This is a genomic window from Actinomyces sp. HMT 175 (assembly GCF_016694895.1).
Lineage (GTDB): Bacteria > Actinomycetota > Actinomycetes > Actinomycetales > Actinomycetaceae > Actinomyces > Actinomyces oris.
In genome coordinates this window covers 2,456,531-2,482,616 of sequence record NZ_CP068012.1, presented here as the reverse complement: position 1 = coordinate 2,482,616, position 26,086 = coordinate 2,456,531, and the positions used below count along the sequence as shown (strand labels likewise).

Here is a 26,086-nt window from a genome sequence, read left to right as displayed (position 1 = left end):
GGGAGGAAGAAGGAGACATGCTTCGCTACGTCGCACGCAGGCTGCTGCAGATGGTCCCGGTGTTCTTCGGTGCCACGCTGCTCATCTACGCCATGGTCTTCGCCCTGCCGGGCGACCCGATCGCCGCGCTCGGGGGCCAGCGCTCGCTCAGCCCCGAGGTGATCGACCAGATCAAGGCCAGCTACCACCTCGACAAGCCCTTCATCGTCCAGTACCTGCTCTACCTCAAGGGACTGTTCACCCTGGATCTGGGCCAGTCGCTGCGGGGGACCGAGTCCGTCCTCGACGTGCTGGTGCGGGCCTACCCGATCACCATCAAGCTCTCCCTCATGGCCCTGGCCTTCGAGGCCATCGCAGGTATCGGCTTCGGCCTCATCGCCGGGGTGAGGAAGGGCGGCTGGTTCGACGCCACTGTCCTGGTGCTCTCCCTGGTGGTCATCGCCGTGCCCACCTTCGTCATCGGCTTCGTCCTGCAGTTCATCGTCGGGGTGCGGCTGGGCTGGCTGCCTGTGACCGCCGGTGAGAGCCCCGGTTTCACCGAGCTCCTCATGCCCGCGGTCGTGCTGGGCGCCGTCTCCTTCGCCTACGTGCTGCGCCTGACCCGCACCGAGGTGGCTGAGAACCTCACCGCCGACCACGTGTGCACCGCCCGGGCCAAGGGCCTGAGTGGGGCTCGCGTCATGATCGTCCACGTCCTGCGCAACTCCCTGGTCCCGGTCGTCACCTTCCTGGGCGCGGACCTGGGGGCCCTCATGGGAGGCGCCATCGTCACCGAGGGCATCTTCAACATCAAGGGCGTGGGAGGCACCCTCTACTCCGCCATCATCCGCGGCGACGGCCCCATGGTCGTGTCCTTCACGACCGTGCTCGTGCTCGTCTTCATCGTCTCCAACCTCCTGGTGGACCTGCTCTACGCCGCCCTGGACCCGAGGATCCGCTATGCCTGAGAACACCACGTCCCCCACTACCCGTCCGGGCCAGGAGCGCTTCGTCATCGCCGACGACGAGATCGGCCTGGGCGCCGTCGACGCTGTCGCCGACGAGTCCGCTCCGGCCTCCGTCTGGGTCGACGCCTGGAGGCAGCTGCGCCGTCGCCCCATCTTCTGGGCGGCCTCGGTGCTCATCGCCGTGGCCGTGGCCTTCTCCCTGGTCCCCGGGCTCATCGCCCCGCGCGACCCCGGCTACTGCACGCTGGTCAACTCCTACCAGGGGCCCTCCTGGGGCCACCCCTTCGGATTCGACATCCAGGGCTGCGACATCTTCGCCCGCACCGTCCACGGCGCCCGGGCCTCGGTGAGCGTGGGCATCTTCACCACCCTCGTCGTGGTTCTCGTGGGCTCGGCCGTCGGGGCTCTGGCCGGGTTCTTCGGTGGCTTCTTCGACGCGCTGCTCTCGCGCGTCACCGACATCTTCTTCGCCGTGCCCTTCGTCCTGGCGGCCATCGTCGTCATGCAGATGTTCCGCAACGACCGCTCGATCCTCACCGTCATCCTGGTCCTGGCCCTGTTCGGCTGGCCCCAGATCGCCCGCATCACGCGAGGCTCGGTGATGAGCGTCAAGAACGAGGACTACGTGACCGCCTCGCGGGCGCTGGGCTCGGGACGCATGGCCATGCTGCTGCGCCACGTCATGCCCAACGCCGCCGCCCCCATCATCGTGACCGCCACCGTCGAGCTCGGCGTCTTCATCGTCTCGGAGGCCACCTTGAGCTTCCTGGGCATCGGCCTGCCCTCCTCGGTCGTCTCCTGGGGCGCGGACATCGCGGCCGCCAAGGACGCCCTCAACAGCCACCCCAGCGTCCTGCTCTTCCCCGCCGGCGCACTGGCCCTGACCGTGCTCGGCTTCATCATGCTCGGCGACGTCGTCCGCGACGCCCTGGACCCGAAGGCCCGCAAGTGACACCCTCCAACGCATCCACCGCCACCGCCTCAGGCGCCTCCGACAAGACCTTCGCCCCCGCGGCCTCCTGGAAGGCCGAGAGCGACCCCCTCCTGGAGATCAGCGACCTGGAGGTCGCCTTCCGCTCCTCGACCGGGCTCGTCCCGGCCGTGCGCAAGGCGAACCTGACCCTCTACCCCGGCCAGTCCGTGGCCATCGTGGGGGAGTCGGGCTCGGGCAAGTCCACCCTGGCCCACGCCGTCATCGGGCTGCTGCCCGGAACCGGTCGGGTCACCGGCGGCACAATCCGCTTCCAGGGTCGCGACATCACCCACCTGGGCACCCAGGAGCTCACCGCCCTGCGCGGCTCCTCCATCGGCCTGGTGCCCCAGGACCCCATGTCCAACCTCAACCCGGTGTGGTCCATCGGCTTCCAGGTCAAGGAGGCGCTGCGGGCCAACGGGCTGGCCGGCGTCGCCGACGACCGCCTCGCCCACCTCATGGCCGAGCACGCCGGGCACGCCGGGCACGCCCAGAAGGCGGCCACCTCGGCCGGCGGGCGCATCGACGTCGACGAGCAGGTGGCCCTCCTGCTGGAGCAGGCCGGCCTGCCCGAGGCCTCCCGGCGGGCCAAGCAGTACCCCCACGAGTTCTCCGGCGGTATGCGCCAGCGCGCCCTCATCGCCATCGGCCTGGCGGCCCGCCCCGACCTGCTCATCGCCGATGAGCCCACCAGCGCCCTGGACGTCACCGTCCAGCGACGCATCCTCGACCACCTCCAGACCCTCGTGCGCGAGCTGGGCACCGCGATGCTCTTCATCACCCACGACCTGGGGCTGGCCGCTGAGAGGGCCGAGCACATCGTCGTCATGCACCGCGGCCGAGTCGTCGAGTCCGGACCCAGCCTCGAGGTGCTCCAGGACCCCCGCCACCCCTACACCCAGCGCCTGGTCAAGGCCGCCCCCTCCCTGGCCTCCCGGCGCATCGAGTCCGCCCATGCCCGCGGCATCCAGGTCACCGACGATGAGCTCCTGGGCGCCAGCCTGGGATCGAGCGCCACCGAGGAGATCCTGCGCGTGGAGCACCTCACCAAGGTCTTCGAGGTGCGCGGCGCCAAGGGCAAGGACAAGACCCTCACCGCCGTCGACGACGTCAGCTTCGGTATCCGCAAGGGCACGACGACGGCGCTCGTGGGTGAGTCCGGCTCCGGCAAGTCCACGGTCGCCAACATCATCCTGAACCTGATCGACCCCACCTCCGGCAAGGTGTTCCACGACGGGGTGGACCTGTCCACCCTAGGTCCCAAGGAGCTCTTCGCCCTGCGGCGCATCATGCAGCCGGTCTTCCAGAACCCCTACGGCTCCCTGGACCCGATGTACTCGATCTTCCGCGTCGTCGAGGAGCCGCTGCGGGTCCACGGGATCGGCACCGCCAAGGAGCGCGAGGCGCGCGTCGCCGAGCTGCTCGACATGGTCTCCCTGCCGCGCTCGGTCATGCGCCGCTACCCCCACGAGCTCTCCGGCGGTCAGCGCCAGCGCGTCGCCATCGCCCGCGCCCTGGCCCTCAAGCCGCAGATCGTCGTCCTCGACGAGGCGGTCTCCGCCCTCGACGTGCTGGTCCAGGCCCAGATCCTGCGCCTGCTGTCCGACCTGCAGGCCGAGCTGGAGCTGACCTACCTGTTCATCACCCACGACCTGGCCGTCGTGCGCCAGATCGCCGACGACGTCGTCGTCATGGAGCGCGGGCGCATCGTGGAGTCCGGGGCGGCCGACGAGCTCTTCGCCCACCCGCGCCAGGACTACACCCGCGAGCTCATCCGGGCCGTCCCCGGAGCCGGCATCGACCTCTACGGCGATGAGGCTCCCTCGAGATCCGAGAGCTGAGGATAGACGTCTGACGACGCGGCGGTGGACTCGAGGCCACCGCCGCGTTTCATTTCCCCTTTTTAACCAGGTGAGCGGTTTTTGAATGCTGGAAATGTATCCATTGAGTTTCACGCGACCGGTATTGTGACCTCATTCATTTGTTCGTACACGGTGTCACCTCCAAGGCTGTCAGGTGCTCGTGCTGCGGGCCGGTGATCCAAGCATCGGTGGGTTGTCCCAAGGAGGAGAACGCATGCTCCCGTACCTGGCGCGCCGGATCGCGAACTACGCGGTCCTGCTGTTCATCGCCACGTCGTTGGCGTACCTGCTGGCCTCGGCCTCCCTGGACCCCTCGGCCCTGTGGAACCGCCAGGACCCCTCCCTCAACTGGGACGCCATTCACGCCAACCTCGTGAAGTACAACATCAGCCACGACCTGCCCGTATGGGACCGCTACGTCACCTGGCTGCGCAACGTGCTCTTCCACTGGGACTGGGGGCGCACCCCCAAGGGTGAGCTCATCAACACCCTCATCGGCACCAAGATCTTCGTCTCGGTGCGGCTGGTCTTCCTGGGTGCAGCCATCGGCATGGTCGGGGGAGTGGCCCTGGGGGCCTGGACCGCCACGCGCCAGTATCGCTTCTCCGACCGCGCGATCTCCCTGATCTCCATGATTATCATCTCCACCCCCGCCATGGTCATCGCGATCCTCCTGCAGGTCCTGGCCGTCCAGATCAACCGCAGCTCCGGCTTCCAGATCTTCGAGTTCACCGGTGAGGGGGAGGGCGCCCTCGGTCGCCTCCAGCACCTGCTGCTTCCCACCCTGTCGATGTCGCTGGGCGGTATCGCCTCCTACTCCCGCTTCCAGCGCAACCTCATGCTCGACACCCTGGGCGCCGACTACGTGCGCACCGCCCGCGCCAAGGGCCTCATCAAGCGCAAGGCGCTGACCCGCCACGCGCTGCGCACCGCGCTCATCCCCATGGCCACCTACTTCGCCTTCGCCCTGGCCACCCTGTTCACCGGTGCCGCCATCACCGAGCGGGTCTACGGCTGGCACGGCATGGGCGAGTACTCCATCAGCGCGATCTCCGGTATGGACATCAACGGAGTGACGGCCGTCGTCGCCTTCTCCGGGCTGTGCACCCTCACCGGCGCGCTCCTGTCCGATGTCTTCGTGGCGATCGTCGACCCGAGAGTGAGGGTGAGCTGACCCATGGCGCGCAATGCTGAACCCAACGGGATGGCCTCCATCGGCAAGCAGATGACGGTGGGCGGCTACGCCGCCGTCGAGCAGGGCGGGGAGGCCCCGCTGAGCCCCGAGGACCTGGGCGACATCACCAAGGAGACCCCCAGGGACTCCCGGCGTCTGACCCGCAGGCAGATCATCACCCGGCGCTTCTGGCGCAACAAGGGGGCCGTCGTCGGTGCGATCGGCTTCCTGCTCATGGTGCTCTTCGCGCTCCTCGGTGACGCCGCGACCCACTGGACCTTCACCGACGTCGACTCCTCCGCCTTCCTGCAGGCCCCCAGTGCCGATCACTGGTTCGGCACCACCCAGGGCGGCCGCGACGTCTACGCGATGGTCGTGGAGGGCACCCGCAAGTCCATGATGATCGGCGTCTTCGTCGCCCTGCTCCAGACGGGCATCGCCGCCGTCATCGGGTCCTCCGCCGCCTACTTCGGCGGCTGGTGGGAGAAGATCGCCCTGTGGGCCACCGACCTGCTCCTGGTGGTGCCCTCCTTCCTCATCATCGCGATCCTCTCCCAGCGGGCCGGAGCCGCCAAGGGCTCCATCGCGCTGTTCATCATCCTGCTGGCCGGATTCGGGTGGATGCTCACGGCCCGCGTGGTGCGCTCCCTGACTCTGAGCGTGAAGAACCTGGAGTACGTCAATGCCGCCCGCTTCATGAACGTGCCCAGTCCCGTCATCATCGCCCGGCACATCCTGCCCAATATCGCCTCCCTGCTCATCGTGGACGCCACCATCAACGTGGCCTACGCCGTCATCAGCGAGACGACGCTGTCCTACTTCGGTTTCGGGGTCCAGTCGCCCAACACCTCCCTGGGCACCCTCATCGCCGAGGGGCAGCGCTCCGCGACCACCTACCCCTGGATCTTCCTGGCCCCGGCCGCCGTGCTCGTCCTCATGCTCCTGTGCGTCAACGTCATGGGTGACGGTCTGCGCGATGCCATCGATCCCTCGTCCAAGTCAGGAGGCAAGGCATGAGCCCCACGAGCAGCACCCGCACGTCCGCCGAGTCCACGAAGAGTGCCGCGGCCGTGCCCGCCGTCGATGCCCGCAGAGGCGACGACGCGCTGCCGGACCCCACCAGCACCGCCCCGCTGCTGGAGGTCTCCGACCTGAAGGTCTCCTTCCCCTCCGAGGACGGGCGCGTCAACGCCGTGCGCGGAGTCAACCTGTCCGTCGCCCGCGGTGAGGTGCTGGCCCTGGTCGGTGAGTCCGGCTCGGGCAAGTCCGTCACCTCGACGGCGGTCATGGGACTGCTCGACGAGTCCGCCGAGGTCACCGGCTCGGTGCGCCTCCACGGCACCGAGCTGCTGGGGCGGCCCGACGGCTACATGTCCCGCATCCGCGGCTCCCAGGTCGCCATGGTCTTCCAGGACCCGCTCAGCGCCCTGACCCCCGTGTACACGGTGGGCGCCCAGATCGTCGAGGCCCTGCGGATCCACCAGCCCGGCATGAGCGAGGCGGACGCCCACAAGCGCGCCGTCGAGCTGCTCGACCTGGTGGGCATCCCCAACCCGCAGGTGCGCGCCAAGGCCTACCCCCACGAGTTCTCCGGCGGCATGCGCCAGCGGGCCGTCATCGCCATCGCGATCGCCAACGACCCCGATCTCATCATCGCCGACGAGCCCACCACGGCCCTCGACGTCACCATCCAGGCCCAGATCCTTGACGTGCTGCGCACCGCCCAGAAGGAGACCGGTGCCGGCGTCATCATGATTACCCACGACCTGGGGGTCGTGGCCGGCATGGCCGACCGGGTGGCCGTCATGTACGCCGGGCGCATCGTGGAGACCGGCGACGTCGATGACATCTTCTACCGCTCGCGCATGCCCTACACGATCGGCCTGCTCGGCTCCCTGCCCCGTCTGGATGCGCGCAAGGACTCGGCCCTGGCCACCCTGGAGGGCAACCCGCCCTCCCTGCTGGAGCTGCCCCGAGGGTGCCCCTTCATCCCCCGCTGCCCCATGGCCCAGGCCGAGTGCGCCCAGGGGGAGCCGGAGCTCGCCCTCGTGGAGCGCGGCGGGGCCGACAGCGAGGAGGTCGGCTCCGGCGCCCAGTACTCGGCCTGCCACCGCCGCGACGAGATCGAGCGGGACCAGCTCGACTACTCCCACATCTACCCCGTCCCGGCTCTCAAGACTCCCGAGACCATGAGCCTGCCGCACGCCGAGCGCCCCGAGGTCCTGCGCGTCACCGACCTCGTCAAGGAGTTCCCCCTCTTGAAGGGCGCCGTCTTCAAAAGACGCGTGGGCACCGTCCACGCCGTCGACGGCGTCTCCTTCGACGTCCGCCGGGGCGAGACCTTGGCCCTGGTCGGCGAGTCCGGATGCGGCAAGACCACCACCCTCATGGAGGTCCTCTCCCTCCAGGCGCCCCAGGAGGGCACGATCGTGGTCCTGGGCAAGGACACGGCCGACCTGGGGCGGGCCCAGCGTCGCCAGGTGCGCCGCGACCTGCAGATCGTCTTCCAGGACCCCATGGCCTCCCTGGACCCACGCCTGCCGATCTTCGACATCATCGCCGAGCCGCTGCGGGCCAACGGCTGGAAGAAGGCGGACATCGGGCCGCGCATCGAGGAGCTCATGGAGCTCGTCGGGCTTGAGCCCAGTCACGCCAACCGCTACCCGCGCAACTTCTCCGGTGGGCAGCGTCAGCGCATCGGCATCGCCCGCGCCCTGGCCCTCGAACCCAGTCTCCTGGTCCTCGACGAGCCGGTCTCCGCCCTGGACGTGTCCATCCAGGCCGGCGTCATCAACCTGCTCGACGAGCTGCGCGCCACCATGGGGCTCAGCTACCTCTTCGTGGCCCACGACCTGTCAGTGGTGCGTCACATCGCCGACCGCGTCGCCGTCATGTACCTGGGGCGGATCGTGGAGATCGGCGACGTCGACACCATCTTCGAGGCCCCGGCCCACCCCTACACCCAGGCCCTGCTCTCGGCGATCCCCATCCCGGACCCGGCCAAGGAGCGCGGTCGCAGCCGCATCGTCCTGGAGGGCGACATGCCCAGCCCCGCCAACCCGCCGTCGGGTTGCCGCTTCCGCACCCGCTGCCCGAAGTTCGCCTCAGGACTCACCGATGACGAACGCTCGGCCTGCCTGGGAGCTATGCCGGAGTTCCGCTCCCAGGGTGAGGACCACGACGTCGCCTGCTACTACCCCGAGCGCACCGCGGTCTTCTGACGTCCCTCGCCCCCGAGTCCACCCATCGCACTGTCCACCGATCCAGTCCACCGATCCTGCCCACCACCGCGCGCCGACGACGGCGCCCTTAGTGAACGGAGATTCCCATGAAGCTCAACCGTCGCATGTTCCTCGCCACGACGGCCTCCGCGGCCGTCCTGACCGCCTTGGCGGCCTGCGCCAAGAACGGCTCCGGCTCCTCGGGCTCCACCGCCGGCGTGCCCACCGCCGCCCCCGAGGAGCTCCAGGACGGGGGTACGCTGCGCTTCGGCATCGGCTCGGCGCCGGCGAACTGGAACGCCACGACCGTGGACGGCAACGTCGTTGACGTGTGGCTGGTCATGAAGTTCGTCTCCCCCTTCGTCGTCGACTGGGCCGCGGACGGCAAGGCGACGCCGAACCCCGACTACCTCACCAAGCTCGAGGCTGCGGAGGTCGGCGGCAAGACTGTGGTCACCGTGGCCGTCAACGAGAAGGCCACCTGGGGCAATGGGCGCAAGTGGGACTCCGAGGACATCAAGGTGTTCTTCGACCACGTCAAGGACCCCAGCTACTCCTGGGCCACCGTTGAGGGAATCGACAAGGTCGAGAAGGTCGAGATCGTGGACAAGCAGACCGCCAAGGTCACCTTCAACTCGGTCTACCCCGACTGGTCCAATGCCCTGGCCGGCGTCACCCCCAGGGAGCTCATGGCCGATGCCAAGACCTTCAACGAGTCGATGGCCGGCGCCACCAAGTTCAACAACGACTACTTCGCCGGCCCCTTCAAGATCAAGAGCTACGACGAGTCCAAGCAGGTCATCACCCTGGAGCGCAACGACAAGTGGTGGGGCGCCACCCCCAAGCTCGAGACCGTCACCCTGCACGTCCTGGACGACTCGGCCTTGGGGCAGGCCTTCGCCAACAAGGAGATCGACGTCCTGGACTACATCTTCTCCGCCGACGTCTACCAGCAGGCCAGCGGTCGCGATGACGCCGAGGTCCGCCAGAACACCGGCCTGCAGTGGCGTCACATCATGTTCAACGCCTCCTCCGGCCCCTTGGCGGACAAGGCCGTGCGCCAGGCCATTGTCCGGGCCTGCGACCGCGAGGCCATCGCGGCCTCCGACCTGGCGGGCCTGCCGGTGGACGCCAAGAAGACCCTCCTGGGCAACCGCTTCTTCCTGCCCGTCCAGGAGGGCTACCAGGACAACTCCACCAGCTGGGGCCACGACGTCGAGGCCGCCAAGAAGCTGCTCGACGGCGCCGGCTGGGCGGCCGGATCCGACGGCGTGCGCGCCAAGGACGGCAAGAAGCTCGAGCTGGTGATGACCATCCCCTCCAACGCCCCGGTGGCCACCAACGAGGCCAACCTCCTTCAGAAGCAGCTGGGCGAGGTCGGTATCAAGCTCAGTGTCTCCACCGTCGAGATCGACAAGTACTTCCCGGAGTACATCAACAAGAAGAACTACGCGCTGACGGCCTTCACCTCCGAGAAGACCCAGTACCCCCTGGCCAACGTGGGCCAGTACTACGCCTCGACCAGCCAGTCCAACTACACCGGGCTGTCCGTTCCCGAGGTCGACGAGTACGTCGCCAAGATCGGCTCGACCCCCGACGGCACCGAGCGCAACAAGCTCGCCAACGAGCTCGACAAGGTCCTGTGGGAGAACGTCTTCAGCATCCCGATCTACCAGCGCATGCAGCTGACCGCCGTGCCCAAGACGCTGCGCAACTTCGGCGCCCAGGGGCTGGCCTCCTTCCGGCCCGAGAGCATCGGCTACGTCAAGAGCTGAGCCGGTGCCCTCAGCCGGAGCGGATGACGACGGACGCGAGTCGGCGCGGCATGATGCGCCCGTGCAAGAAGACGTGCCCACCACCGTGTCCACCACTGTGCCCCCTGTCATGCCGACCGTCGTCATCCGCTCCCTGCCGGCCCGCCTGGGCACCGTCCTCATCGGCCTGGCCGCGGCGGGGATGTCCCTGACGATCGGCCTGGCCGACGGCGCCGCCCACGGGCTGCGCACCCTGGCCTGGGCGGGGCTGCTCACCTTTCTCACCTGGCTGCTGTGGTGGGCCCCGCAGATCACCCTGACCCCGCAGGCCCTCACCATCCGCAACGCCTGGCGCACCCACGTGCTGGGCTGGGACGAGGTCGAGATGTGCCGCACCCGTTGGGGGCTGTCGGTCGTCACCCGTGACGACGTCGAGGTGCGGGCCTCGGCCGCTCCCCGCCGCGGCGGCATGGCCGAGTCCTTCCGGCGCCGCCAGGAGCTGCGCGAGCAGCAGGAGCGGCGCGACGGCCTGCGGAACGCCGAGCCGGCCCCGGCGGTGCGCCCGGAGTACCTGGTGGGGGAGGGGACCTACCGCACCAACCTCGACATCGGTGATGCCGGGTCCCTCATCGAGGCCTACGCCGAGCAGGTGCGCAGCCTGCCCGCTCGGGCCGCAGACGAGACAGCGCCCGGCGCGGCCGCCAGCGTGAGCAGCAGCCTCAACCGCCCGGTCGTCGTCGCCGCAGGGCTGCTCGCCGTCGCGCTCGCGGCCGTGACCGTGCTGCTGTGAGGTGACCTACCACTGCTCAGATGGACGGCGGGACAGACGGACACGCACGGGGATTACAGCGGGAGGGGTAGTCGAATGAAACTGATGGCGGAGGACTACGTCGTTGAGTTTCTTGTGTCGCGAGGCCTGTATGTCCTGGCGAATTCGGCAGTTCCCGTATTGCTGGCGATAGCTGTCGCATCGGAGGGTTACAGCGCCTCCGGTGTCGGGCTGGTTCTCGGCGTGGGGGCGCTGCCGGGCATCCTGGGTGCGTTGTTGGCTCCGCAGATGCTGGTCCACGTCAGCCCCAAGACCATGTTCGGCGGTGCGGCAGCTGCATGGATCGTCATCTGTGGCGGGATCGCGATGCTCAGTCATACCGGATCGGTTGGCCTCGGCGTGTACGTCACTGTGTCGTTCACATTGGAGTTTGTCGCATCGATCATGTATCCAACGATGGGGTCCTATGTCGCAGACCTGGTGCGATCGGATCTGCTGGATCGGATGAATTCTGCCAGGGCTGTCGTCGCTGGTCTGTGCGCGGTCGCCGGCCCTGGAGCTATCGCGCTGGTGCAGTCATGGCGAGGTGTTTCAGACGCTTGGTGGTTGGTATCCCTGCTGATGCTCGTGTGCCTGCTCTCCCAGAGCCGCCTGCCGAAGGGGCGCAGGACGGGTGGTGCGGATCGCGTGACCGCGCTGAAGCGGGGACTGCAGGCCGCTGCACGTTCCCGAGGTGTTCTCGTTGTGCTGGTCGCCTCCGGGGTGTGGCACTTTACTGTATGGGGAAGTTACATGACGCTATGCCCCGTCGTGCTGCGCGATGAGTATCAGGCGTTATGGTTCATCGGTGTCAGCGAGTCCCTGTTTGCGGTCGGTGGGATCGTGGGGTCCTTGGTTCGTCTGCCATCCCGCTTGTCGCGCCCAGTGCTGTGCCTGGTTGCGCTTCTCAGCTTCGTTCCGGTTCCGGTCAGCGTGGTGCTCGGTGCGCCTCTGTGGCTGGTCGCTGTGTCCCTCTTCGTGTCAAGTGCTGTGATTGCGTCGACGAGTGTGGCTTGGGAGACGTTTCTTCAGTCTCGAGTTGAGCGTGACGCACTGCCCTCTGTGTTCGCCTTGGACTACCTCGCCGGGGATGGTGTCGCTCCGCTTGGCTATGTGGCTGTTCCTGCTCTTGCGGTGTGGCTGGGGCAGGGGGCGGGTGTGCTGGTGGCCGCTGGGGTATGTGTCGTGGTGCTGCTCGGTTGCCTGTGGGCGTATGCCGTTTCTCCGGAGGTGGAGGACGTCGAATCGGCTGCGCAGTGACCGTCAGCTCGTGGTTCGCAGTTCCGCAGGGGGTTGAAGCTGCCGGTGCCTGAATGGTCGAGGTGAGGGGCGGCACATATCGGGTGTTGGCCCGGCCATGGCAGGTCGCGACCGGCGTCCTCTAGTCTTTCCCTGTTTCGTGCCCTGTGGTCGGTGCCTGAGCGGTGCCTGACCCGCGGCGTCCTCCCACCGGAAGAAGTGCCCCCTATGAGCGTGCGCCAGGATCTGCGCAACGTCGCCATTGTCGCCCACGTCGACCACGGCAAGACCACTCTTGTCGACGCCATGCTCTGGGAGGCGGGGGCCTTCGGGGCCCGGGCCACCGAGGAGACCACCGGTGAGCGCGTCATGGACTCCGGCGAGCTGGAGCGTGAGAAGGGCATCACGATCCTCGCCAAGAACACGGCGGTCCACTACTCGGGCCCCTCCGCCGCGGATGCCGGATGCCCCGAGGGCATCGTCATCAACGTCATCGACACCCCCGGTCACGCCGACTTCGGCGGTGAGGTCGAGCGCGGGCTGTCCATGGTCGACGGCGTCGTCCTCCTTGTCGACGCCTCCGAGGGGCCCCTGCCCCAGACCCGCTTCGTGCTGCGCAAGGCCCTGGCCGCGAACCTGCCGGTCATCCTCGTGGTCAACAAGGTGGACCGCCCCGACTCCCGGCTCGACGAGGTCGTCGGAGAGTCCACCGACCTGCTGCTGTCCCTGGCCAGCGACCTGGCCGACGAGCACCCCGACATCGACCTCGACGCCGTCCTGGACGTGCCCGTCATCTACGCCTCCGCCAAGGCCCGCCGCGCCGACACCGAGGCCCCGGCCGACGGCGAGCTGCCGGCCAACGACAACCTCGAGCCGCTCTTCCGCACCATCATCGAGCGGATCCCCGGCCCCTCCTACGAGGAGGGCGCCCCCCTGCAGGCCCACGTCACCAACCTGGACGCCTCACCCTTCCTGGGCCGCCTGGCGCTGCTGCGCATCCACAACGGCACCCTGCGCAAGGGGCAGACGGTGGCCTGGGCCCGCCACGACGGCTCGCTGGCCTCCGCCCGCGTCTCCGAGCTCCTCGTCACCGAGGGGCTGGACCGCAAGCCCGCCGAAGAGGCGCACGCCGGCGACATCGTCGCCGTCGCCGGGATCGAGGACATCACCATCGGCGAGTCCCTCGTCGACCCTGAGGACCCCCGCCCCCTGCCGCTCATCACCGTGGACGACCCGGCCATCGCCATGACCATCGGCATCAACACCTCCCCGATGGCCGGGCGCACCAAGGGCGCGAAGGTCACCGCCCGCCAGGTCAAGGACCGCCTGGACCGCGAGCTCATCGGCAACGTATCCCTGCGGGTCCTGCCCACCACCCGGCCCGACGCCTGGGAGGTCCAGGGGCGCGGCGAGCTGGCGCTGGCGATCCTCGTGGAGCAGATGCGCCGTGAGGGATTCGAGCTGACCGTCGGCAAGCCCCAGGTGGTCACCCGCACCATCGACGGCAAGCGCCACGAGCCCATCGAGCGCATGACCATCGACGTCCCCGAGGAGTACCTGGGCGCCGTCACCCAGCTCATGGCCGCCCGCAAGGGCCAGATGGAGACCATGACCAACCACGGCACCGGCTGGATCCGCATGGAGTTCCTCGTGCCGGCTCGCGGCCTCATCGGCTTCCGCACGCAGTTCCTCACCGAGACCCGCGGCACCGGCATCGCCTCCTCCATCGCCGAGGGCTACGCCCCCTGGGCCGGGAAGATCGTCTCGCGCACCACCGGCTCCCTCGTCTCCGACCGCGCCGGGGCCGTGACCGCCTATGCGCTCATCCGCCTGCAGGACCGCGGCAGCTTCTTCGTCGAGCCCACCCAGGAGACCTACGAGGGCCAGGTCGTGGGGGAGAACCCCCGCGGCGAGGACATGGACGTCAACGTGGTCCGTGAGAAGCAGCAGACCAACATGCGCTCCTCGACCGCGGACACCTTCGAGGCCCTTGTCCCGCCGCGCCGCCTCACCCTGGAGGAGGCCCTCGAGTTCGCCGCCGACGACGAGTGCGTCGAGGTCACCCCGGAGGCCGTGCGCATCCGCAAGGTCATCCTCAACTCCCAGGAGCGTTTCCGCGAGAACGCCCGCCGTCGTCGTGCCGAGGCCTGAGAGGAACCGCCGCCCATGAGCCAGTCCGTCAACCGCGGGGAGAAGCCTGCCGCCCCCGAGGCCGCAGCCGACGCCGTCGAGTCCGTTGAGGCTGCTGCGCCGGCCGAGTCCGTTGAGCAGGCCGAGGATGCTGCGGCGGTCGAGGAGTCTGAGGAGACTCCGGCCGCCGAGCGGCCTGAGGGGCGGACGGCCGAGGATGACTCCGCTGAGGGCGGGGACGCCGATGGCACCCCGACCCTCAACCTCGATGAGGAGTCCCAGGACGATCCGGACGAGGAGCCCGGCGCTGAGGCCCGTGAGGCGCAGGAAACCGCTGCTGAGGCTGTCGAGGCCGTGAAGCCCGCTCAGGTGGCCGAGCCGGCCGAGTCCATCGAGCAGGCCGAGGAGGTTCCGGCCGTCGAGCGGCCCGAGGATGGGACGGCCGAGGGCGACTCCGCTGAGGGCGGGGACGCCGATGACACCCCGACCCTCAACCTCGACGACGAGTCCCAGGACGAGGAGGCTGAGTCTGCCGAACCGGTCGAGGCGGCTGAGGAGACCAGCGCCGAGGTCCAGGAGGGGGAGCCAGCTGGGACGGTCGAGGCCGTGAAGCCCGCTCAGGTGGCCGAGGCGGCCCAGCCTGCTGCGCCTGCCGAGTCCGCTGTGCCTGTTGAGCCGGCTGAGTCCGTCGAGCACTCCGAGGAGTCTGAGGTGGCTCCGGCCGTCGTCGAGCAGGCTGAGGAGAAGGCTCCCGCCACTGAAGCCGCCGAACCGGTGGCGACGCCGGCATCGATGCGCGTCGTCGACGAGGCCGCCACCCCTGCTGAGGCCCTCTCGCCCTATGAGTCGGCCGGCGCCGATGCGTCTGCCGAGACCCGGCGGGGCACCGCGTGGAGCCCCGATTCCGGCGACATGCCGCCGTCGATCGTGCCGAAGAGCCTGTCCGGGGCGTCGCCCTCGGCGCCCGAGCAGTCCACGCCCGACGCCGCCCGAGCCGCTGAGCCCACCGAGGGCGATGCCGATCCGGTGGGGGACAACGCCGCTCCCGCAGCCGTCCCCGGGACCCTGGCCGCGGCCGCGACGACGCACAAGCCCGCCAAGGCCCAGAACGTTGCGAAGAAGACCAACAGCGCAGCAGTCGGGTCGGGCTCCTCGCGCCGTCGGCGCCTCATCCCCGCTGCCTGCGCCGCCGGGGCTGCGGCCCTGCTGCTGGCCTGGGGCGGCATCGCCTGGTGGACCACCCAGCACATCGCCTCGGGCACCACCGTCTCCGGCGTCGATGTCTCCGGCCTGAGCCCCAAGAAGGCCCACGAGCGCATCGGCAAGGGAGTCGGCGACCAGCTCGCCCAGCCCGTCACCCTCACCGTCGGGCAGGGAAGCTCCGAGCTCGTGCCCGCCAAGTCGGGAATCTCGGTCGACACCGACGCCTCGGTCAAGAAGCTCACCGGATTCACCCTCAACCCCCTCACCCTGGCCCAGCGCCTCGGTGGTCAGCACACTGACGCCGTCATCCGGGTCGATTCCACCGCGCTGCGCGGTGCCCTGGAGGACCGGGTCGACACGATGGCCAATGGTGCGGTCTCGGCGACCGTGACCCTGGATGGCACCAAGCCGGTCACCACGCCCGCGAGCAACGGCATCGGACTCGACGTCGAGGCCTCTCTCAAGCGGATCGGCGGCACCTGGCCCCTGGGGAAGAAGACTCTGGCCATGGCCGAGGGCACCGCGACCCCCGCCATCACCGACGAGGAGGCCTCCACGTTCGTTGACGGCACCCTCACGCCGCTGCTCTCCAGCGGACTGACCGTGAACACGGCCGGTGCCGGCGCGCAGAGCAAGAACCCTGGCGCGGCCGCGGCCTTCTCCCCGCAGGACACCGCTGAGATGCTGAAGATCTCCTCCGAGGGCGGCACCTTGAGCGCCACTTTCGACCCGACCGCGCTGCGCGACGCCATCGTCGCCAGAGTCGGCCAGGTCGAGACCCCCGCCCAGAACGCGACCTGGAAGATCGACGGCTCCGCCACCGGCGCCCCCGGGGCGCGTCCCCAGTACGTCCCCGCCGCTCAGGGGAAGACCATCGACACCGCCGCCCTGTCTGCGAGTCTGCTCAAGGCCGGCACCTCCGCCACCGACGTCGCCGGCCGGACCGTGACCCTGCCGATGGTCGTGTCCGAGCCGACGGTGAAGACGCCGCAGAACGAGTGGGGTATCAGCGAGGCGATCGGAGAGTTCGCCACCCCGTACAACGCCGGGGACGCGCCGCGCACCCAGAACCTCACTCGCGGGGCCGAGCTCGTCAACGGCACCGTCGTCAAGCCCGGCGAGGTCTTCTCCCTGGAGAAGACTCTCGGCGAGGTCGACTACGAGCATGGCTTCGCCGATGCCGGAGTCATCTCCAACGGGCAGCACGTCGACTCCCTGGGCGGCGGGCTGAGCCAGGTGGCCACCACCGTCTTCAACGCCGGCTTCGAGGCCGGTATGGACGACACCGAGCACCACGCCCACCAGTACTACTTCGACCGCTACCCGGCCGGACGCGAGGCCACCTTGTGGACCGGCAAGCTCGACGTGAAGTTCACGAACTCCACGTCCCACGCGGTGTTGGTCCAGGCCTGGCTGGACGGCGAGCAGATCCACGTGCGGATGTGGTCCGCGAAGTACTACGACGTGTCGATCACCTCCTCAGACCGGTTCAACTTCCGCCCGGTGTCCACCGAGCGCAAGTCCGGCCCCGGCTGCGAGCCCTACTCGGGTGGCAACCCCGGCTTCGACATCACCGTCACCCGCACCCGCAAGCACGACGGTAAGGCCCTGCCCGACGACGTGCTCACCACCCAGTACGCCGCCGACAACGACATCGTCTGCTCCTGAGACGGGGCGCCCCGGCAGCCTGGAGCCCTGCTGGGGTGCAGCGCCGGTGCGGGGTTGATGTCAGCGCCATGGACACTGAGGCCTTTCTCGGCGCTCCTAGGGCGGTGTTACCTGTGACATTCGCGCTGCGGCAGTGACGTAATCGAGGTGTGGCAACCCTGAGTTTTCGGCGTGCTGACGGCCACTCTTTCACCTCTTGGGCCGACGGGCGCCGGGGGACCATACTTGGCCCGACCCCGCTCACCCGCGCGGGAGGATTCCCCTGAGAAGAAAGGACACTGCTGCCATGACGTACGTCATTGCCCAGCCCTGCGTCGACGTCAAGGACCGCGCCTGCGTCGACGAGTGTCCCGTCGACTGCATCTACGAGGGTGAACGCAGCCTCTACATCAACGCCGACGAGTGCGTCGACTGCGGCGCCTGCGAGCCCGTCTGCCCCACCGAGGCGATCTTCTACGAGGACGATGTTCCCGACGAGTGGGAGGACTACACCCGCGCCAACATCGACTTCTTCGAGCTCAAGGGACTCGGCTCGCCCGGCGGCGCCCAGAGGACCGGCGCGCTGGACTACGACGACCCCATGATCGCCGCCCTGCCCCCGCAGAACGAGGAGTGGAAAGAGGCCAACGGCTACTGAGCCTGCGGGCCGGGGGTGGAGACGCCCCCGGCCCGTGAGGAAGAATCAGGGCCCGTGACCACCAGCGCGACACCTGAGACCCTCCCCAGCCTCCACCTGCCCCGCCGACTCGCCCTGCCCGACTTCCCCTGGGACTCGCTGACCCCCTACCGGGAGCGGGCTGCCCAGCACCCGGACGGCGTCGTCGACCTCGCGGTGGGCACGCCCGTCGACCCCACCCCTGAGATCGCCCGCAACGCCCTGTTCTCGGCGGCCAACGCCCCCGGCTACCCGACGGCGGTCGGCGCCCCCGTGGTGCGTGCCGCCATCACCGAGTGGATGGAGCGACGTCGGGGCGTAGCCGGCCTCGGTGATGACGAGGTCATCCCCACCATCGGCTCCAAGGAGTCCGTGGCCCTCCTGCCGCTGCACCTGGGGGTGCATCCCGGCGACCTCGTTCTGCACCCGCGTGCCGCCTACCCCACCTACGACGTCGGCGCCCGCCTTGTGGGGGCCACCCCCGTCCCGGTGGACACCGACGCCGACCCCGCCACCTGGGGCATCGCCGAGGACGCGCCCGTGGCCGTCGTCTGGCTCAACAGCCCCGGCAACCCCGACGGGCACGTCCTGAGCGTCGAGCAGATGGCCCGGATCGTCGCCTGGGCCCGGGCGCGGGGCGCCGTCGTCATCTCCGACGAGTGCTACGCCGAGCTCGGCTGGGAGGCTCCGTGGGACACCCAGCCGATCCCGAGCCTCCTGGACCCCCGGGTCGGGGGAGCCGCGGGCCGAAGCGGCCTGCTCGCCCTGTACTCCCTGTCCAAGCAGTCCAACCTGGCCGGCTACCGGGCGGCCTTCCTCGCCGGCGACGCGCGGCTCGTGGGCGCTGCCACCGAGGTGCGCAAGCACACCGGCATGCTCATGCCGACTCCGGTGCAGGCAGCCCTCGTGGCCGCCCTCGGCGACGAGGCGCACATGGAGGTGCAGAAGGAGGTCTACCGGGAGCGCCGTGAGGTGCTCGTCGAGGCGACCGCTGCTGCCGGGCTCGTCAACGATCCGGCCTCCGTGGCCGGCCTGTACCTGTGGCTCCGGGGGCCCGAGTCGATGAGCGCCTACGAGCTCGTGGGGGCCTTCGCCGAGCTCGGAATCGTCGTGGCCCCCGGCGACTTCTACGGCGAGGCCGGAGCCGGGCGGGTGCGGATGAGCCTGACCGACACTGACGAGCGAGTGGCCGCCGCCGCCGCGCGCCTGCGCTCGCCCGATGCCGCCGCCCTCTTCGCCGGCTGAGACCGGCCGGTCCCGGTCAGTCGACCTCGGGCCACTCGGAAGTGAGATAGGCCCCGACGGCGCGGTGTTGGAATCGGTAGGGCCTACCGCGCCGGATAATCCTGCGGGTCAGGTCGAGCCGCTGCGCGGTGGGGCCCGCGTCCGTGGCCCTCTTGTGGCCGAGCCGGTTAGCGATGTTCGTCAGAGAACGCTCCTCGGGTGCGAGCTCGGCCATTGCCTCGACGAACTCCCTCTCGCGTGGTGGGAGCCGGTCGAGGATGCGCTGCACATGCGACTCCGCCTCGTGGACCGCCTGCCTGCTCCATCCGGTACGGACGTGCTCGGCGGTGATGATGCTGTCAGTGCTGGCGTGCCAGGCGCACTGCCCGGCGAGCTGGAAAAGGAATGGCTCTCCGCAGGAGAGCTCGACGATGGCGCGTTGGGCGTCGGGCTCCATGAAGATCCGATCTGTGCCGCCGTCGGCCGTGGTGATGGGCCATCCCTGGCTGATGAAGGGGTGGAGTGCGGTCAGGAGGTCGTCGTCGTCGATGGTCTCCAGCGTGGTGGTTTGGAAGCGGCGCGCGAAGGTGGCACCGGATCGGGCTCCGGCCATGTCCGCGAACTCGGGCAGCCCGGTCAGGTAGACGGCGATAGGCAGCGCCGAGCCAACGCTCAGTCCGCCGGGAAGGGTCGTGGGCTCTTCGTGAGTGAGCGCGTCACCCAGGGCGATGAGCAGCTGGGAGCGCGCGTGCTCATCAGTGATGTTCTGGACCTCGTCGATGTGGATCATCACCACGGCATGGCGCTTGGTGGCCGCACGGCCGATCTCAATGAGCAGATCAGTCAGGGCGGAATACGGCTCGGGGCCGTCCTGGGCGCGCACGGACAGGGAGATGCCGGAGGCTGCCACGGACTCAACGCGGCGCAGGAGGTCGCCGATGCGCTGCTCCCTGGCTGCTGGCAGACCCGCCGTGTCGGCGAGGGTCAGCAGAGCCGAGGCGACTCGTTTGATGGGGTCGCTCCCCGACGGGATGCGCAGCTGCGGCGTGACCCAGTCGCCATCCTCCAAGGCCTCACTCGCGATCCGGCGCACCAACGCGGACTTTCCGGAGCCGGCTTCCCCCAGGATTGTGCGGCCGCGCTCGTGGATGCCGGCGGCGCGGCGCGGGCGAAGGGTGTCTCGCCAGTCGCTGAGGTGCTCGATGCGCCCCGCCCACACCAGAGGCACCGTGTCTGAGCCTGGGCTGAACGGCGAGTCAAGGGGAGTCCTCATGCTGATAAGTTTATCAACAAGCGACTGGCTTGATAAGTTTATCAAGCGCGGGTGGGCGTCCGGCTGCTGCCCCCGGCGGGCTGATCCGGGCTGATCGGCCGATCCGGTGGCCCGCGATGAGCCCATGAAACGACGCCGTGACGACGCACCCCGTACAGTGGACGCTGGGCCCGCCGGAACCCCGTGGGCCCAGGTCTCGCCGTCGCGATGCGTGCGGCCCCGAGCCCCCCAGGAGGCATGATGACGAGCACCCCCACCACCGCCGCGGCCGAGCAGCCCGAGCAGAGCCGGACCAGCGCCGTCGGCGGTCCTGGCCTGCTGGCCGTTGACGGCACCAACCTCGAGCTGCCGCGCACCCCGGCGACCGACGGCGCCGACGGCCTGGGCGTGTCCAAGCTGCTGGGCTCCACCGGCGTGGTGACGCTCGACCCGGGCTTCACCAACACGGCGTCGTGCACCTCGCAGATCACCTACATCGACGGCGCGGCCGGGATCCTGCGCTACCGCGGCTACCCGATCGAGGAGCTGGCCAAGTCCTCGACCTTCCTGGAGGTCGCCTACCTCCTCATCAACGGCGATCTGCCCGACCGCGAGTCCTTCGCGCGCATGGAGCGGCGCATCTCGCGCCACCGGCTCCTGCATGAGGACTTCCGCGGCTTCTTCACCTCCTTCCCCTCGTCGGGCCACCCGATGGCGATCCTCCAGGCCGGGATCGCGGGCCTGGCAACCTACTACGAGGACACCCTCGACCCGCACGACCCCTACGAGCGTGAGCTCGCCACCGTGCTGCTGCTGGCCAAGATGCCCACGATGATTAGCTACATCGCCCGGCGCGCCATCGGACTGCCGCTGCTCTACCCCGACCCGCAGCGCTCCTACGTCGAGGACTTCATCCGCCTGACCTTCGGCATGCCCTACCAGTCCTACGAGATCGACCCGGCCGTGGTGCGGGCCCTGGACATGCTGCTCATCCTGCACGCCGACCACGAGCAGAACTGCTCAACCTCCACGGTGCGCCTCGTGGGCTCGGCCGACGCCAACATGTACGCCTCCGTGGCCGCGGGCGTGGGCGCCCTGTCCGGGCCGCTGCACGGCGGCGCCAACGAGGCCGTCCTGCGGATGCTGGACACCATCCAGAGCTCGGGGATGAGCACGGCCGAGTTCGTCCGCAAGGTCAAGGACAAGGAGGACGGAGTGCGGCTCATGGGCTTCGGCCACCGGGTCTACAAGAACTACGACCCGCGCGCCGCCATCGTCAAGGAGACCGCCCACGACGTTCTGACCCGCCTGGGCTCCGACGACGGCGACCGCAAGCTCGAGATCGCCATGGAGCTGGAGGAGACGGCGCTGCGCGACGAGTACTTCGTCTCGCGCAGCCTCTACCCGAACGTCGACTTCTACACCGGCCTCATCTACCAGGCGATGGGCTTCCCCACGAAGATGTTCACGCCCCTGTTCGCCCTGGGGCGCCTGCCGGGCTGGATCGCCCAGTACCGCGAGATGATCGCCGATCCCGCCAAGCGCATCGGGCGGCCCCGACAGGTTTACGACGGCTCCACCGAGCGCCACTACGTGGCCATGCACCGCCGCAAGCACGACGACGGCCAGTACCCGGCCACCCGCGCCGGTGTCCCCAGCCTCGACCGCGTCACCAGGGTCTGAGTCACCAGAGTCTGAGCTTCACGGGCCACGCCGGTTGCCCAGGGCTGATTGTCTGTGGCCGGTTGTCTGGGGCCGGGCGATGCGGTTCGGGAACGTACATTCCCGACGAGGACTGCGTTCTCCCCCAAACCACTGAGGTCCGCCCGCAGTGGTTTGGGGGAGAAGTACGTCCCCGACGCAGAAGTACGTCGTCGATCAGGGCGTTGGGCCGTCCAGCGCGTCTCCTCGCCTACAGGCAGGCCAGGTTGATCTTGCTCATGCGCAGGAGCTTCTCGCGGGTGGCGGCGTCGGCCATGAGTTCGGCAATGTTGTGGGGGACGACCTGCCAGGAGACGCCCCAGCGGTCGACGCACCAGCCGCAGTGCTCGGCCTCGGGCACGGCCGACAGCCCCGCCCAGTAGCGGTCGATCTCCTCCTGGTCCCGGCAGGAGACGATCATGGAAACCCCGGGTGTGAAGGTGAAGTCGTGGAAGGCCCCCGAGTCCATGGCTGCCATCCAGGTGCCGCGCAGCGTGAAGTCGGTGAACATGACGGCCCCCGCCTCTATCGGCCCGCCCTCCCCGTAGCGACGCAGGGCCCCGCGGCGGGCGTCGTCGAACAGAGCGATCCAGGCCTCGGTGGCCTCCTCGGCGTTGGCGTGGTTGGTGCCGCCGAACATGAAGGAGGGCAGGATGAAGGGGCGCGGCTCGCCGGCCGGGTCGGTGAGCATGAGCTGCCAGGTCATGCCGAAGCGGTCGCGAACCCAGGCGTAGCGCGGCGAGAAGGGGTACTCGCCCAGCTCCGTGAGCACACCGCCGGCGGAGAGATGCTCATAGAGCTCATCGAGGTAGGCCCGGGCCTGCTCCTCGCCACCGAACAGGAGCGGATCGAAGTTCAGGATGCAGCTGATCGACGGGTTCGGGGCGTCCTGGTCGCCGCCGTTGATGAGCGAGAGACGGAACCCGTGGATGCTGACCGTGGCCGCGTAGCCGGGCACCTCCTCGACGACGGAGCCCTCGCGGAAGACATCGGCGTAGAACCGGGCCGCTTCGTCAACGGTGCCGTTGCATCGGATGGCGGGAGTGATGAGCTGGTCCATGTGAACACCGTAGCGTGACAAGTGTTGGGGCCGCTGAAGTGTTGTGGCCCCCATCTCTAGTGGCGCGCCCTCCAGTGAGGACTGTGCATGATGCCGACCGTGTTCCCGAACGGATCAACGATAGATGCTGTTGTGAACCCGCCTCCGCGTGAGGTGGTGGGAGTGTGAGTACGTGCCCCATGCGCAACGAGGGTGGTGAACGTCGTGTGAATATCGTCGGTGTGCCAGTAGGTGATGGGTGATGTTGTCGAACTCGGGGACGGTGTTATGAAGGAGCGATCCATGATGCCCAGTTCGTCCTCGTCCGGACCGATGCGGAACTCGGTGTAGGCGCAAGGGCCGGTTTGTGGACTGCGGTAATACGGAGTGATGCCCAGCAGGTCTGCGTACCAGCGAGAGGCGGCGTCGACGTCATCAGCGGTAAGAACCATCGTAGTGAGTCCCTGCAGGATGGTCATGGCGTGTCCTTTCGGTGAGATGCCTTGTGGCACCCAACCTAGAACTGAAAGTGCTCATCCGGTGCGCACCATTGTCTGAGATGATCTTTAGTGTGCGTGCAGACCGTCTGATCGCCCTCCTGTTGCGCCTCCAATCGCGTGGGAGGATGACTGCCTCCCAGGTGGCTGCGGAGCTCGAGATCTCGCCAGCTACTGCCAGACGAGACCTCGAAGCCCTCTCGACGGCGGGAATCCCGGTCTACTCACAGCCGGGGCGAGGTGGTGGCTGGCGCCTTGTCGGAGGTGCTCGAACTGATCTGACTGGTATGTCTGCGGGCGAGGCGCGAGCGCTGTCGCGGATGCTAGGAACGGCGGCACTGAAGGACCCGGAAACTCGGGTGCCCACGATGAAGCTTATCCAGGCCTTACCGTCTTCTTTGCGTGATGAGGCTGAACGGTTGATGAAGGCAGTTCATGATGACCGTGTTGCCTGGGGTGAGTTGACGGCTGATGCAACGTCGGGCCTAAGCCAACTTTGTGATGTCGTCGCCCAGCGCCGAGTGGTGGTTGCCTCCTATCGGTCAAAAAATGGGGAGTGTAGTGTTCGGCGTCTGCTTCCCCTGGGGCTGGTGAATAAGGTAGGTGTCTGGTACCTCATCGCTGATGGTGAATGTGGGATGCGGATATATCGAGTATCGCGGTTTGATGAGGTGGTCGTGACGAATGAGGTGTTCGACCCTCCGAAAAATTTTGATGTCGCCGCCTATTGGGATGCTCAAGCGGACGTCATTGAGGGAAAGCGGTCCGGGATTGCTGCGGTGCTGCGGGTGCACTCATCGATCGTTCCTGTGCTGCGTTACCAGTTTGGAAGGTATTTCACTCTCCTTGAGGAGGGTGACGTGAGCGTTGTTGAAGTTCGCGCCCACATGCTAGTCGGATTGGCTGAGAGGCTTGCGGGGTGGGGTGACCGCATCGACGTCTTGTCACCACCTTGCCTGCGGTCTGAACTCGCCCGTATCGGCTCAGAACTGGTTGCGCATCACGGTTCCGCACAATGATGAATCGGTGTCAGATATCGACCTCAGTTCTGAGATGGCTTGGGCGGATCATCAGTGCGCTGACGGTGCTCAACAGGAACGCGGTGATACCGATAGCGGTGAAGTTGCCGGTGAGAGTGAGCAGTGGGCCACCGATAATCCCTGCCACCGTTGTACCGAGGTACATCACGGCGCTAGTGAGGGTGGAGATGGTGCCGCGCGCTGTGCTGTCAAGTTGCTGCAGGTGGAGCATGCGGACGCTGAGCATTGCGCCTCCGCAGGCGAAGAGGGGCAGGAATACCAACCCCACAACGATCGGAGGCGGAGATATGGCGAGCGTCAGATAGGCGATGCCCATCACTACGGCGCTCAGGTAGATGGCTTGGGTGGGGGTCATACGGCCGGTCAGTCGGACGCCGAAAAGGCTGCCGATCGTGTTACCGACCCCGCCGGCCAGGATGATGAGCGCCACGGTGACCTTCGACGTGCCCAGGCCGTCCTCCAACCAGGTCGGTGCGTAGGTGAACACGGTGAAGAACGCCAGCGTGTACACGAGGTAGGACAGGAATCGTGTGATCGCCTGCGGCGCGTGGAGCAGGGTCAGGTATGGCACCTTCTTAGCCGCCGCGGTCGGGTGGATATCAGGGATCTGGTACCAGAGCGTGACTGTTAGCCCCAACGAACAGACCCCGATGATGGGGAAGACAATGCGCCAGTCTATGATTGCGAGGAGACTTCCGAGAGGGACCCCGACAACCTGAGCGATGGACAGTCCGGCGGTCGTATATCCCATGACGCGCAGAATGCGCTTCTGATCCGGGCCGACGAGGGCGGGAATCATCGCCCATACCTGCGGTGCAGCAACGGCCGCCGCACCGCCAGTGATAAAACGGAAGGTGAACATTGTCCAGAACCTCGGCGAAATTGCACAGGCGACTGTTGCCAATGCGAAAACCACCATCCCAAGCGTAAGGATGATCCGGCGGTTACCTCGGTCCGAGATTGGTCCGGACACCAGGCCGGTGAGCGCGTATCCGATCGCATAGATGCTGACCAGCCAGCCACTCTGCGTCGTCGACACGTCGTATGTCTTGGCAAGCGATGGCAGTAGTGGTGCGACGACGAAGGTGTCCGAACCGATCAGGAACATGACCGCGAACCCGAGTAGTGAAAGTTTTCGGTCCATAACGTCCTCCAGTCCGTTGAGAGCGCCTCAACGCTAAGCCTTGACAGTGCTGTCAATGTCAAGAGATGCTGGCGCGGTCCAGTAAGTTGATCGAAGAGGGGCGTATGCGCATCAACGAAGCTGCCCGGCATGCTGGGACCAGTCCACGGATGCTGCGCTACTACGAGGCTGAGGGGCTGCTGGCGCCCGTGCGTCGTGACAACGGCTATCGCGACTACGGTGCTGGAGAGGTTCTCGCCGCCCGCCAGATCGTCGCGCTGTCCCACGCCGGCTTGCCCCTCTCGCTCATCAGGACGGTGCTGCCATGTGCCACAGAAAGCGGTGCGTTGAGGGCGTGCCCCTCGGTCGCGCCCGAGCTGCGCCGTCGGCTCCGCGACGTCGAAGAACAGATTGACGCGCTCGCGAGCGGCGCCGAGGTCATCAGGAGCCTCCTCGACAACCTTCAACACGTCGCATCTGCCTAGCCCGCCATATAGCTGCGTGCTGGTGTCTTACTTGGCGGGCGCGAGCCGAACTTGGCTGCCACGCTGGCGTTTATCTTCTGAGGCCTGAGCC

General features: G+C 68.0%; 20 protein-coding genes and 1 pseudogene. 17 read left to right on the top strand and 4 right to left on the bottom strand.

All coding sequences use genetic code 11. The features are described from left to right. Window positions 1-17: 17 nt before the first annotated feature. The 13 genes from JJJ14_RS10400 (at window position 18) to dapC (ending at window position 18,879) form a co-directional block, all read left to right on the top strand. On the top strand, window positions 18-947 hold the full coding sequence (locus tag JJJ14_RS10400; RefSeq protein WP_201444069.1) for an ABC transporter permease: 930 nt from the start codon (window positions 18-20) through the stop codon (window positions 945-947). After that, a complete protein-coding gene (locus JJJ14_RS10395) occupies window positions 940-1,899 on the top strand; it encodes an ABC transporter permease (protein ID WP_003787287.1) in 960 nt (319 codons plus the stop codon). Before JJJ14_RS10400 ends, JJJ14_RS10395 begins: the two co-directional genes overlap by 8 nt. Beyond that, window positions 1,896-3,761: a dipeptide ABC transporter ATP-binding protein gene (locus JJJ14_RS10390; protein WP_201444068.1), complete on the top strand. Its 1,866-nt coding sequence runs from the start codon at window positions 1,896-1,898 to the stop codon at window positions 3,759-3,761. Before JJJ14_RS10395 ends, JJJ14_RS10390 begins: the two co-directional genes overlap by 4 nt. Before the next feature lie 235 nt (window positions 3,762-3,996). After that, on the top strand, window positions 3,997-4,956 hold the full coding sequence (locus JJJ14_RS10385) for an ABC transporter permease (RefSeq protein WP_003787284.1): 960 nt from the start codon (window positions 3,997-3,999) through the stop codon (window positions 4,954-4,956). Window positions 4,957-4,986: 30 nt separating this feature from the next. Further along, on the top strand, window positions 4,987-5,973 hold the full coding sequence (locus JJJ14_RS10380) for an ABC transporter permease (RefSeq protein WP_009747860.1): 987 nt from the start codon (window positions 4,987-4,989) through the stop codon (window positions 5,971-5,973). After that, on the top strand, window positions 5,970-8,177 hold the full coding sequence (locus tag JJJ14_RS10375; RefSeq protein ID WP_201444067.1) for a dipeptide ABC transporter ATP-binding protein: 2,208 nt from the start codon (window positions 5,970-5,972) through the stop codon (window positions 8,175-8,177). The genes JJJ14_RS10380 and JJJ14_RS10375 overlap by 4 nt, the downstream gene beginning before the upstream one ends. Before the next feature lie 107 nt (window positions 8,178-8,284). Then, complete coding sequence (locus JJJ14_RS10370) at window positions 8,285-9,952, top strand: ABC transporter family substrate-binding protein (RefSeq protein WP_201444066.1); 1,668 nt, start codon at window positions 8,285-8,287, stop codon at window positions 9,950-9,952. A gap of 73 nt (window positions 9,953-10,025) precedes the next feature. Beyond that, window positions 10,026-10,721, top strand: coding sequence for a PH domain-containing protein (locus JJJ14_RS10365; protein ID WP_236592811.1), 696 nt, complete (start codon window positions 10,026-10,028; stop codon window positions 10,719-10,721). A gap of 84 nt (window positions 10,722-10,805) precedes the next feature. Further along, entirely contained in the window at window positions 10,806-11,999 is a 1,194-nt protein-coding gene (locus JJJ14_RS10360) for an MFS transporter (RefSeq protein ID WP_236592810.1), read from the top strand. Between the two features lie 207 nt (window positions 12,000-12,206). After that, window positions 12,207-14,129, top strand: coding sequence for a translational GTPase TypA (gene typA / locus JJJ14_RS10355; RefSeq protein ID WP_201444064.1), 1,923 nt, complete (start codon window positions 12,207-12,209; stop codon window positions 14,127-14,129). 15 nt (window positions 14,130-14,144) lie between these two features. Beyond that, window positions 14,145-16,979 carry a VanW family protein gene (locus tag JJJ14_RS10350; protein ID WP_201444063.1) on the top strand — a complete coding sequence of 945 codons (2,835 nt, stop codon included), beginning with the start codon at window positions 14,145-14,147 and terminating at the stop codon, window positions 16,977-16,979. A gap of 286 nt (window positions 16,980-17,265) precedes the next feature. After that, the gene (gene fdxA, locus JJJ14_RS10345) at window positions 17,266-17,616 is read left to right on the top strand and encodes a ferredoxin (RefSeq protein ID WP_201444062.1); all 351 of its coding nucleotides are present in this window, start codon (window positions 17,266-17,268) and stop codon (window positions 17,614-17,616) included. Between the two features lie 54 nt (window positions 17,617-17,670). Further along, window positions 17,671-18,879, top strand: coding sequence for a succinyldiaminopimelate transaminase (dapC, locus tag JJJ14_RS10340; protein WP_201444061.1), 1,209 nt, complete (start codon window positions 17,671-17,673; stop codon window positions 18,877-18,879). A gap of 16 nt (window positions 18,880-18,895) precedes the next feature. Here the strand turns inward: dapC and JJJ14_RS10335 are convergent, their stop codons facing one another. Continuing rightward, complete coding sequence (locus JJJ14_RS10335) at window positions 18,896-20,131, bottom strand: ATP-binding protein (RefSeq protein ID WP_201444060.1); 1,236 nt, start codon at window positions 20,129-20,131, stop codon at window positions 18,896-18,898. Between the two features lie 240 nt (window positions 20,132-20,371). On the opposite strand from JJJ14_RS10335, the gene JJJ14_RS10330 reads away from it, so the two are divergent. Continuing rightward, entirely contained in the window at window positions 20,372-21,793 is a 1,422-nt protein-coding gene (locus JJJ14_RS10330) for a citrate synthase (RefSeq protein WP_070510519.1), read from the top strand. 229 nt (window positions 21,794-22,022) lie between these two features. On the opposite strand, the gene JJJ14_RS10325 is transcribed toward JJJ14_RS10330, so the two are convergent. After that, entirely contained in the window at window positions 22,023-22,871 is an 849-nt protein-coding gene (locus JJJ14_RS10325) for a VOC family protein (RefSeq protein WP_201444059.1), read from the bottom strand. 56 nt (window positions 22,872-22,927) lie between these two features. Further along, window positions 22,928-23,329: a VOC family protein gene (locus JJJ14_RS10320; RefSeq protein WP_201444058.1), complete on the bottom strand. Its 402-nt coding sequence runs from the start codon at window positions 23,327-23,329 to the stop codon at window positions 22,928-22,930. A gap of 80 nt (window positions 23,330-23,409) precedes the next feature. On the opposite strand from JJJ14_RS10320, the pseudogene JJJ14_RS12755 reads away from it, so the two are divergent. Then, window positions 23,410-23,535, top strand: a pseudogene (locus JJJ14_RS12755) (DeoR family transcriptional regulator); the annotation flags it as partial. Window positions 23,536-23,715: 180 nt separating this feature from the next. Beyond that, the gene (locus JJJ14_RS10315; protein ID WP_236592947.1) at window positions 23,716-24,366 is read left to right on the top strand and encodes a helix-turn-helix transcriptional regulator; all 651 of its coding nucleotides are present in this window, start codon (window positions 23,716-23,718) and stop codon (window positions 24,364-24,366) included. Between the two features lie 10 nt (window positions 24,367-24,376). On the opposite strand, the gene JJJ14_RS10310 is transcribed toward JJJ14_RS10315, so the two are convergent. After that, window positions 24,377-25,531 carry an MFS transporter gene (locus JJJ14_RS10310; RefSeq protein ID WP_236592809.1) on the bottom strand — a complete coding sequence of 385 codons (1,155 nt, stop codon included), beginning with the start codon at window positions 25,529-25,531 and terminating at the stop codon, window positions 24,377-24,379. 104 nt (window positions 25,532-25,635) lie between these two features. Between JJJ14_RS10310 and JJJ14_RS10305 the strand changes: the two genes are divergently transcribed. Beyond that, window positions 25,636-25,995 (top strand): MerR family transcriptional regulator, encoded by a 360-nt coding sequence (locus tag JJJ14_RS10305; RefSeq protein ID WP_201444056.1) that lies wholly within the window; start codon window positions 25,636-25,638, stop codon window positions 25,993-25,995. The last annotated feature ends 91 nt before the right edge of the window (window positions 25,996-26,086 follow it).

What these genes read in the sequence shown, in the direction of transcription:
- JJJ14_RS10400 (WP_201444069.1), top strand. Translation starts at nt 18, where the DNA reads ATGCTTCGCTACGTCGCACGCAGGCTGCTGCAGATGGTCCCGGTGTTC.
- JJJ14_RS10395 (WP_003787287.1), top strand. Translation starts at nt 940, where the DNA reads ATGCCTGAGAACACCACGTCCCCCACTACCCGTCCGGGCCAGGAGCGC.
- JJJ14_RS10385 (WP_003787284.1), top strand. Translation starts at nt 3,997, where the DNA reads ATGCTCCCGTACCTGGCGCGCCGGATCGCGAACTACGCGGTCCTGCTG.
- JJJ14_RS10380 (WP_009747860.1), top strand. Translation starts at nt 4,987, where the DNA reads ATGGCCTCCATCGGCAAGCAGATGACGGTGGGCGGCTACGCCGCCGTC.
- JJJ14_RS10375 (WP_201444067.1), top strand. Translation starts at nt 5,970, where the DNA reads ATGAGCCCCACGAGCAGCACCCGCACGTCCGCCGAGTCCACGAAGAGT.
- JJJ14_RS10370 (WP_201444066.1), top strand. Translation starts at nt 8,285, where the DNA reads ATGAAGCTCAACCGTCGCATGTTCCTCGCCACGACGGCCTCCGCGGCC.
- JJJ14_RS10360 (WP_236592810.1), top strand. Translation starts at nt 10,806, where the DNA reads ATGGCGGAGGACTACGTCGTTGAGTTTCTTGTGTCGCGAGGCCTGTAT.
- typA (WP_201444064.1), top strand. Translation starts at nt 12,207, where the DNA reads ATGAGCGTGCGCCAGGATCTGCGCAACGTCGCCATTGTCGCCCACGTC.
- JJJ14_RS10350 (WP_201444063.1), top strand. Translation starts at nt 14,145, where the DNA reads ATGAGCCAGTCCGTCAACCGCGGGGAGAAGCCTGCCGCCCCCGAGGCC.
- fdxA (WP_201444062.1), top strand. Translation starts at nt 17,266, where the DNA reads ATGACGTACGTCATTGCCCAGCCCTGCGTCGACGTCAAGGACCGCGCC.
- JJJ14_RS10335 (WP_201444060.1), bottom strand. Translation starts at nt 20,131, where the DNA reads ATGAGGACTCCCCTTGACTCGCCGTTCAGCCCAGGCTCAGACACGGTG.
- JJJ14_RS10330 (WP_070510519.1), top strand. Translation starts at nt 20,372, where the DNA reads ATGACGAGCACCCCCACCACCGCCGCGGCCGAGCAGCCCGAGCAGAGC.
- JJJ14_RS10325 (WP_201444059.1), bottom strand. Translation starts at nt 22,871, where the DNA reads ATGGACCAGCTCATCACTCCCGCCATCCGATGCAACGGCACCGTTGAC.
- JJJ14_RS10320 (WP_201444058.1), bottom strand. Translation starts at nt 23,329, where the DNA reads ATGACCATCCTGCAGGGACTCACTACGATGGTTCTTACCGCTGATGAC.
- JJJ14_RS10315 (WP_236592947.1), top strand. Translation starts at nt 23,716, where the DNA reads ATGAAGCTTATCCAGGCCTTACCGTCTTCTTTGCGTGATGAGGCTGAA.
- JJJ14_RS10310 (WP_236592809.1), bottom strand. Translation starts at nt 25,531, where the DNA reads ATGGACCGAAAACTTTCACTACTCGGGTTCGCGGTCATGTTCCTGATC.
- JJJ14_RS10305 (WP_201444056.1), top strand. Translation starts at nt 25,636, where the DNA reads ATGCGCATCAACGAAGCTGCCCGGCATGCTGGGACCAGTCCACGGATG.